At 61.8% G+C, this 7,822-nt stretch carries 9 protein-coding genes; 3 read left to right on the top strand and 6 right to left on the bottom strand.

Features of this window, described 5'->3' with window-relative positions; genetic code table 11:
• Together ald and ENZ75_RS13820 are read left to right on the top strand one after the other, a co-directional pair.
• Window positions 1-1,048, top strand: a 1,048-nt coding sequence (gene ald, locus ENZ75_RS13825) for an alanine dehydrogenase (RefSeq protein WP_128278144.1), incomplete at its 5' end; no start/stop codon positions are given.
• A 206-nt stretch (window positions 1,049-1,254) separates the two neighbouring features.
• Window positions 1,255-2,562 (top strand): outer membrane beta-barrel protein, encoded by a 1,308-nt coding sequence (locus tag ENZ75_RS13820; RefSeq protein ID WP_063168057.1) that lies wholly within the window; start codon window positions 1,255-1,257, stop codon window positions 2,560-2,562.
• Between the two features lie 234 nt (window positions 2,563-2,796).
• Here the strand turns inward: ENZ75_RS13820 and ENZ75_RS13815 are convergent, their stop codons facing one another.
• From ENZ75_RS13815 to ENZ75_RS13790, 6 genes are all read right to left on the bottom strand, one after another.
• Window positions 2,797-3,264, bottom strand: coding sequence for a DUF1203 domain-containing protein (locus tag ENZ75_RS13815; protein WP_013531464.1), 468 nt, complete (start codon window positions 3,262-3,264; stop codon window positions 2,797-2,799).
• Between the two features lie 157 nt (window positions 3,265-3,421).
• Window positions 3,422-3,979, bottom strand: coding sequence for an OmpA family protein (locus ENZ75_RS13810; RefSeq protein ID WP_013531463.1), 558 nt, complete (start codon window positions 3,977-3,979; stop codon window positions 3,422-3,424).
• A 111-nt stretch (window positions 3,980-4,090) separates the two neighbouring features.
• Window positions 4,091-4,654: a GNAT family N-acetyltransferase gene (locus tag ENZ75_RS13805; protein ID WP_013531462.1), complete on the bottom strand. Its 564-nt coding sequence runs from the start codon at window positions 4,652-4,654 to the stop codon at window positions 4,091-4,093.
• A 5-nt stretch (window positions 4,655-4,659) separates the two neighbouring features.
• On the bottom strand, window positions 4,660-5,526 hold the full coding sequence (gene sseA, locus ENZ75_RS13800; RefSeq protein WP_063168058.1) for a 3-mercaptopyruvate sulfurtransferase: 867 nt from the start codon (window positions 5,524-5,526) through the stop codon (window positions 4,660-4,662).
• A gap of 38 nt (window positions 5,527-5,564) precedes the next feature.
• Window positions 5,565-6,308: an alanyl-tRNA editing protein gene (locus ENZ75_RS13795; protein ID WP_063168059.1), complete on the bottom strand. Its 744-nt coding sequence runs from the start codon at window positions 6,306-6,308 to the stop codon at window positions 5,565-5,567.
• Window positions 6,308-7,342, bottom strand: a complete 1,035-nt coding sequence (locus tag ENZ75_RS13790; RefSeq protein WP_013531459.1) for a cysteine synthase A — start codon at window positions 7,340-7,342, stop codon at window positions 6,308-6,310. The genes ENZ75_RS13795 and ENZ75_RS13790 overlap by 1 nt, the downstream gene beginning before the upstream one ends.
• A gap of 227 nt (window positions 7,343-7,569) precedes the next feature.
• On the opposite strand from ENZ75_RS13790, the gene ENZ75_RS13785 reads away from it, so the two are divergent.
• A partial coding sequence (locus tag ENZ75_RS13785; RefSeq protein WP_128278143.1) for an SDR family NAD(P)-dependent oxidoreductase occupies window positions 7,570-7,822 on the top strand: 253 nt, incomplete at its 3' end.

Raw genomic sequence — 7,822 nt, 5'->3', positions numbered from 1 at the left:
CCGCGAATATGTCGCCCATGGCCACGAAGTGCTGGTCGAGACCGGGGCCGGTGCCGGCATCGGCGCCGATGACAACGCCTATCGCGCCGCCGGCGCCACGATTGCCAAGACGGCCGCCGAGGTGTTCGCCAAGTCGGACATGATCGTCAAGGTCAAGGAGCCGCAGCCCAGCGAATGGGCGCAGCTTCGCGAAGGCCAGATCCTGTATACCTACCTCCACCTTGCTCCGGATCCGGAGCAGACCAAGGGCCTGCTTGCGTCCGGCGTGACGGCAATCGCCTACGAGACCGTGACCGACGACCGTGGCGGCCTGCCGCTGCTGGCGCCGATGTCGGAAGTTGCCGGACGCCTGTCGATCCAGGCCGGCGCCACGGCGCTGCAGAAGGCCAATGGCGGCCGCGGCGTGCTGCTGGGCGGCGTGCCCGGCGTGCTGCCCGGCAAGGTCACCGTGCTCGGCGGTGGCGTCGTCGGCCTGCACGCGGCCAGGATGGCGGCCGGCCTTGGCGCCGACGTCACCATCATCGACCGCTCGATCCCGAGATTGCGCCAGCTCGACGATCTCTTCGCCGGCCGCGTCCACACCCGTTACTCGACTGTCGAGGCGCTGGAAGAAGAGTGTTTTTCAGCCGACATCGTCGTCGGCGCGGTGCTGATCCCGGGTGCCGCGGCGCCAAAACTGGTTTCGCGCGAAATGCTGTCGGGCATGAAGAAAGGCTCGGTGCTGGTCGATGTCGCCATCGACCAGGGCGGCTGCTTCGAGACCTCGCACGCCACCACCCATGCCGACCCGACCTATGAGGTCGACGGCGTCATCCACTATTGCGTCGCCAACATGCCGGGTGCCGTGCCCGTCACGTCGGCCCACGCGCTCAACAACGCGACGCTTCACTACGGCCTGCAGCTCGCCGACAAGGGCCTGAAGGCGCTGGTCGACGATCATCACCTGCGCAACGGCCTCAATGTCCACAAGGGCAAGATCACCAACCGCGCAGTCGCCGAGGCGCTCGGCTACGAACTGGTCGAGCCGAAAGCGGTACTCGCCGCCTGATTTTCGCGAAAAACAGCTCCTTTCAATCCAGCCCGCCGGTTCCATGCCGGCGGGTTTTTTCTTGCGAGCCTGTTTTTCAGGCAAAGCATGGCGCCGAAAGATGTGACGCAACGGCACTTTGCTCATCATTGTTGCATATTTGTCATTCCCGTGCCGGCCGGTTCCCTGCTAGAGACATTCTGGGTTTACTCATGGGGTACGGGCATATGTTCATTCGCACATCCGCGAAATCTTTTCTTCTTGGTGCTGTTTCTGCTGTGGCTTTGATATCTGCTGCTCACGCAGCAGACGTCGTGCAGCCGGTAGAAGAAGCTGCCGGCTTTAACTGGAGCGGTCTATACGTTGGTTTTGGCGTCGGCGCCGGTGCCAACGTACACAAGCTCAGCAGCGATTTTATTCCAGTCTCGCTGAACGGCATTGGTGGCGAAGGCGTCTACGGTGAGCTGACGGTTGGCTATGACTATATGGTCGCGCCGCGGTTCCTCATCGGTGGTCTGCTGGACGCTCACGTCGGCAACATCGGGACCACGCTGGACATTACGGGATTCGACGCTTCGATCAAGGAAACCTACGGTTTCGACGCTGGCCTGCGTCTCGGCTATCTCTTGACGCCAAACACTCTGGGATACGTGCTGGGTGGCTATTCCTGGCAGAAGTACAAGCTCGATACGAACGCTGGCTTCGACTTTGATTGGGATCAGAGCGGGTATTTTGTCGGAGGTGGCATCGAAACGGCCATCAACAGCAATTGGACGATCAAGACTGAGTATCGCTATACGGGCTTCGGGACCAAGGACGATCTTCTTTCCGAGGCTGGCATCGTCGGGGTTCCGGACGGTCTCCTCAATCTTGACACCTCGCGCCATACTTTCCAGATCGCAGCCAATTACCGTTTCGGTGCCCAGAACGGCGGCGGTGCTGCCTTCGAGACGCCAGCCTACAACTGGACCGGCTTCTATATCGGCGGCGCTGGTGGTGCCGGTGCGTCCGTGCACCAGATCAACGTTCCGCCGCTCGGCGACCTGGAATTCAATGGTCTCGGTGGCGAAGGTGCCTTTGGTGAACTGAACGTCGGCTACGATCATGACTTCGGCAGCTGGGTCGCAGGCGTCATGGTCGATGCACGCTACTCCGGCATGACTTCCAAGCTGGATCTCGGCGGCGGATCGATCAACGTCGATACCGACTATGGGTTCGATGTGTTGGGCCGCGTTGGCATGAAGATGAACGAATCGACCCTTGCCTATGCGCTTGCCGGCTACAGCTGGCAGCATTTCGATCTGAACGCTTCCGACCCGATCGGCGACATCCTCGACTGGGGCTCCAGCGGCTTCTCGGTCGGTGGCGGACTGGAAACGGCTCTGTCCAGCAATGTCACCGTTGGCCTCGAATATCGCTATTCGCAGTTCGCCAAGAAGGACTTTTCTTCGGAATTCGGCGCACCTGACGACACCCTTACCTCGACTTCCTCTTTCCACACCGTGCGCCTCGGCGCGAAGTACAAGTTCAACTAAAAGGCCCTCCAGCCAAACAGTTGCAGCCCGTCGGCCATGCCGGCGGGCTTTTTTCTTGCGTGGAATACGTCTGCTCCAAACGCAGGCAACAAAAAAGCGGAGCCAAAGCCCCGCTTCCTCGATGACGAGATTTGCCGCCGGTTCATCCGCGGTCGGCAAATCGATCGACAATGGCTTTCTATCGCGACTATGCGACGGGAGTACGACAGCTGTTTCCAGCGGCTAATCTCAGCCTCAAGCGCGCTCGATGCGGCACTGGTAGCAATTGTTGCGCGCCGAGCGGACATGGACGTAGGCGATCTCGTCGCGTTCCAACAAGGTCTTGGCCCGCCCGGTGATGTCTCCGGTCGGGACCACGCCGCCGCTGCCATAGACGATACGGTCATCCCTGCCATAGCCGCGCACGATGTAGTCGGGGCTGTCGAGAATCTCGGGCAGCGCCTCGCCCTCGGCAGCGCCGTCGCATTCCTCGGCATGCAGGAAGATCGGCCCGGTTTCGGCATAGGGCTGAAGCTGCGGGAATGGCCTGTATGCCAGAACAAGATAGGCATCGCCGGCTCCTATGTTCTTCAAACAATGCCGGCAAGGCATGCCGTCACCATCTGAGACCTTTCGCTCGGGCGTTTGGCCATAAGCATCGACGCCACCACGCTGCAGCGTCCTGACAGCTTCGGTCGGCAAAGCTTTGAACTGGATGGTCATGGAAAAATCTCCGGTGTCGTGATTGGAAATTATGTCCTTGAACCCTCGCCGCCCACCCGATTCCTGCCAAATGTCGAAAAGCCGATCGCCCCTCGGCGATCGGCTCTCATCAGATTCCTGTCAAAGGCGCCGGCTAATTAAAATTCGGAGCTGCGACTCAACGGATGAAATCGTCGAAGCGGCGCAGCGTCACCCGGCGATTCTGCCAGTTTTCGTTCTGCGTCTGCACCAGCAAAAACTCCTCACCGTAACCAACGGTTTCCAGTGCATGGCCGGGCACCCTAAATTCGCGCACCAATGTGCGCTTGAGCGAAGCGGCGCGTTGTTCGGACAGGGCCTGGTTCGACTGGAAGGAGCCGACGGCGTCGGTATGGCCCTCGATCAGCACGCGGGCGCCGGGATCGCGGCGCAGGATTCGCCGCAGCGCGTCGGCAATAGTCTCGATCTTGTCGTATTGCGAGTTGGCAATAGCCGCCGAACCGAAGGCGAAGTTGATCGACTGGATATCGATCGAGCGGGCCATGCGGCGCAAATCCGGGCGCCGCTTGAATTCCCGGATGGTGACGCGCTCGTTCGGCCGCAATTTCACACGCGGTGCTGCCTCGAGCTTCCGCTCGATCGTCGCGGCCGAAGGCGTTGTCGCCTGGGCTGCGGCCAGGCTTGGCATGGCAATCGCCGCGATCAGCGCGGCGGCAAGTGTACGGCGGGTCAGCATGTCTTCGTCTCCTTCGGCCTTGGCCGCATTGATGGTGCGGGCAACATGCCAAAAGCAGCCTGAAGGGCCGATGAACGACAGGTTCAGATTCGAGCTGGTGTCAGCTTCCGGCTAGGGCCGCATGACGCTGGCCGCGCGCTCGGCGAAAGGCAGCGGATGCACGATTTCCTTCTTTTGCGCCACCGGTGCAAAGCCGAGCTTCTGGTAAAGCGGCAGAGCCGCCGGATGATCGAGCGTGCAGGTCTGCACCGTCACGCGCTTCGGACCATGCGACCAGGCGGCTGCGATCGCGGAACCCAGGAACCAGCGGCCGATGCCTTGTCCCGTCGCATGTTCCATCATGCCGAAATAGGCGAGCTCGACTTCTTCCGGCAGATGCGGCTTGAGATCGAAGAAGCCGGCGGGTGCGCCGTCGAGATAAAGGACCCTGATGTCGCGATCCTCGCGATGAATGCCGGCGGCAAGCTCGTCGTCATCCAGCCTCAGCACATTGACCCAGTGCCATTTGCGCCCCACCCGGTCCATCAGATAGCGGTAGAAATGCAGCGGAATGTCCTTGGTCTTCAGCAGCGCGATCTGACGGTTGTAGGGCACCGGCGGCGAATAGGCCGGCGGCACATGCATCTCGAGAAACGTCACCGTGACGTCAATATCTTCCAGCGCGCCGTTTTCCATCGTCTTCATTCCTTGCCGATCACAACGGGGCCGGTCACGACAGGCGTGTCGGAAAGCCCGCCCCACTCCGTCCAGGAGCCGTCGTAAAGCCTGTTGTTGGTATGGCCAAGTGTTTCCAGCGCCAGCGTCACCACCGCTGCGGTAATGCCGGAGCCGCATGAGGTGACGACAGGTTTCGACAGATCGATGCCGGCCTCCTCGATCGCCTTGCGCAGGCGGTCCTTCGACAGCAGCTCGCCATTTTCCGACAGCGCCGAATAGGGCAGATTGCGCGCGCCAGGCATATGGCCGGAGCGGATACCCGCGCGCGGCTCAGGCTCGGCGCCGGTAAAGCGGCCCGGTCCCCGGGCGTCGGCGATCTGGCTTGCCCTGGTGTCGACGATCCGGCGCATGTCGGCGAGGCTGGCGACGCGCCCGGAGTCGAAATCGGCATGAAACACGCTTGGCGCGATCTTCGTCGGCTCAGCCGTCACCGGTCTGCCGGCGGCTTTCCAGCCATCGAAGCCGCCATCCAGAATATAGGTCTGGAAGACGCCCATCACCCTGAACATCCACCACGCCCGGGGCGCCGAGAAGAAACCCGGACCATCGTAGACGACGATGGTGTCATCGGCCGAAACGCCCATGGCGCCGACATACTGGGCAAAATGCTGCGGTGACGGCAGCGTATGCGGCAAGGGCGAATCCGGATCCGAAACCGCATCCTGATCCAGAAATCGTGCGCCCGGGATGTGGGCCGAATCATACTCGCCGCGCGCATCGCGCTTCTGCGCCGGGAGATACCAGGATGCGTCGAGAATCGTCAGGCCCGGCTCGCCGAGACGTTGCTGCAGCCAGTCTGCGTCGACGGTGAAGGGGCTGTCCTCGGCCATTTTGTGCTCCTGCTCGCCTTTTGGCGATCACTGTCTGTTCAGTTTGCCGGCATCGGCCCAAAGCGGATGCGGAAGCGCCGGTTTTCACGGCCCTTCTTCTCGATCTTGCCGATGTGGATTTCGCCGACTTCGCCAGTGCTCTTCACATGGGTGCCGCCGCAGGGCTGGCTGTCCACCGAGGCGTTGTCGCCGATACAGACCAGGCGGATCTTGCCGGTGCCGGCCGGCGGCCGGACGTTCTTGGATTTCACCAGGCCGGGATTGGCGGCCAGTTCCTCGTCACTGATCAGCCTGACAAAGATCGGATGATCGGCCCGCACCAGCTCCATCAGCCCGGCGGTGATGTCCTCCTTGGTGAAGCCGGCATCCGGAGCGTCGAAGTCGACACGGCTGTCGTCCTCGGAAACGGCGGCACCGGTGATTGGAAACGGACAGACGACGGTGAGCAAATGGCAAGCCGCATGCATGCGCATCAGGAGATGCCGGCGTTCCCAGTCGATGGCCAACCTCACCGTCTCGCCGACCTGTGGCACTGCTTGCTCCGGCGCCGGCACATGGATGATCTCGTCCTTGGTCTCGCCGGTGAGGGTAGCGGCAATGGCGATGCGGCTGCCGTCCGCGCGTTCGAGACACCCGGTATCGCCCGGTTGGCCGCCCGAAGTGGCGTAGAAGATCGTCCGGTCGAGGATGATGCCGCCGCGGTCGTTGACGGCAACGATCGTCGCATCCGCCGTCCGCAGATAGGCGTCGTCGCGAAACAGGGCATCCGTCCAGTTTGCCATCACGCGACCTTTTCGAACGGCACCGAAATTGTGCTCTTCAGCTCCATCCAACCCGGCACCGGCAGTTGCTTCTCGCGCAGGAATTCCGGGTTGAACAGTTTTGACTGATAGCGCGTGCCGTAGTCACAAAGAATGGTCACGATGGTGTGGCCGGGACCCAATTCCCTGGCCAGGCGGATCGCGCCGGCAATGTTGATGCCGGTCGAGCCACCGACGCAAAGCCCCTCTTCCTGGATCAGGTCGAAGACGATCGGCAGCGCATCCTCATCGGGGATCTGGAAGGAAAAGTCCGGCGTGAACCCTTCGAGATTGGCGGTGATGCGCCCCTGCCCGATGCCTTCGGTGATCGAGCTGCCTTCGGACTTCAGCTCGCCGCTGGTGTAGAAGGAGTAGAGCGCGGCCCCCAGCGGGTCGGCCAGCGCGATCTTCACATCCTTGCTTTTCGCCTTCAGCCCAAAGGCGACGCCGGCCAGCGTGCCGCCGGAACCGACCGCCGAGACAAAGCCATCGACCTTGCCGCCGGTCTGGCTCCAGATTTCCTCTGCTGTGGTGCGGATATGGCCGTCACGGTTGGCAACATTGTCGAACTGGTTGGCCCAGATGGCGCCGTTCGGCTCGGTCCGCGCCAGTTGCTCGGCCAGCCGCCCCGACAGTTTCACATAATTGTTGGGGTTCTTGTAGGGCACGGCAGGCACTTCGATCAGTTCGGCACCGAGCAGCTTGATCGTGTCCTTCTTCTCCTGGCTCTGTGTGTCGGGAATGACGATGACGGTGCGATAGCCGAGCGCCTTGGCGACCAGCGTCAGCCCGATGCCGGTGTTGCCCGCCGTTCCCTCGACGACGACACCGCCGGGTCTCAGCAGCCCACGCTGCTCGGCATCGCGGATGATGAACAGGCCGGCGCGATCCTTGACCGACTGGCCCGGATTCATGAATTCGGCCTTGCCCAGGATCTCGCAACCGGTTTGTTCCGAAGCTTTGTTGAGGCGGATCAAAGGCGTTTTGCCGATCGCGTCGATCACAGAACGGGGCATTCAGGATTCCTTGTGTAGGTGCGCCGAAACCCTAGAAACCCGAAGCTGCAGTTTCAAGGCAAGAATTTGTCTGGTCCAGTCGCATTTGCGGTACTGTAATTGCGTCAGCGCTTCCCGAAACCGACCTCTTGCGCCACAGCTCATTTTCCGGCTGACGTTGAAAAGCAGCTTTTCATTCGATTTCTTCATCGCTAGAGCAAAGCACCAACAAGTCGACAGGGCGCAGCATGACACTCTACCGGGCCAACCCGAAGCACGGCGTCGCCTGGATCACGGGCGGATCGAGCGGCATCGGCCGTGCCTTGGCCAGGGATCTTGCTTCCCAGGGCTATGCCGTCGCGGTGACGGCGCTCGACGACGATCCGATCGACACGCTTGTCGTCGAGACCGCGCAGATGCCGGGCAGCGTCACGGCCTTTCCCTGCGACGTCACCGACGAGCCGCGCATGGCAAGAACCGTCGCCGCGATCGAGAAGGAGC

The organism is Mesorhizobium sp. M7A.F.Ca.CA.002.04.1.1 (assembly GCF_004022805.1).
In the GTDB taxonomy this organism is placed as follows: Bacteria; Pseudomonadota; Alphaproteobacteria; order Rhizobiales; family Rhizobiaceae; genus Mesorhizobium; species Mesorhizobium ciceri.
This window is presented reverse-complemented; position numbering and strand designations above follow the sequence as displayed.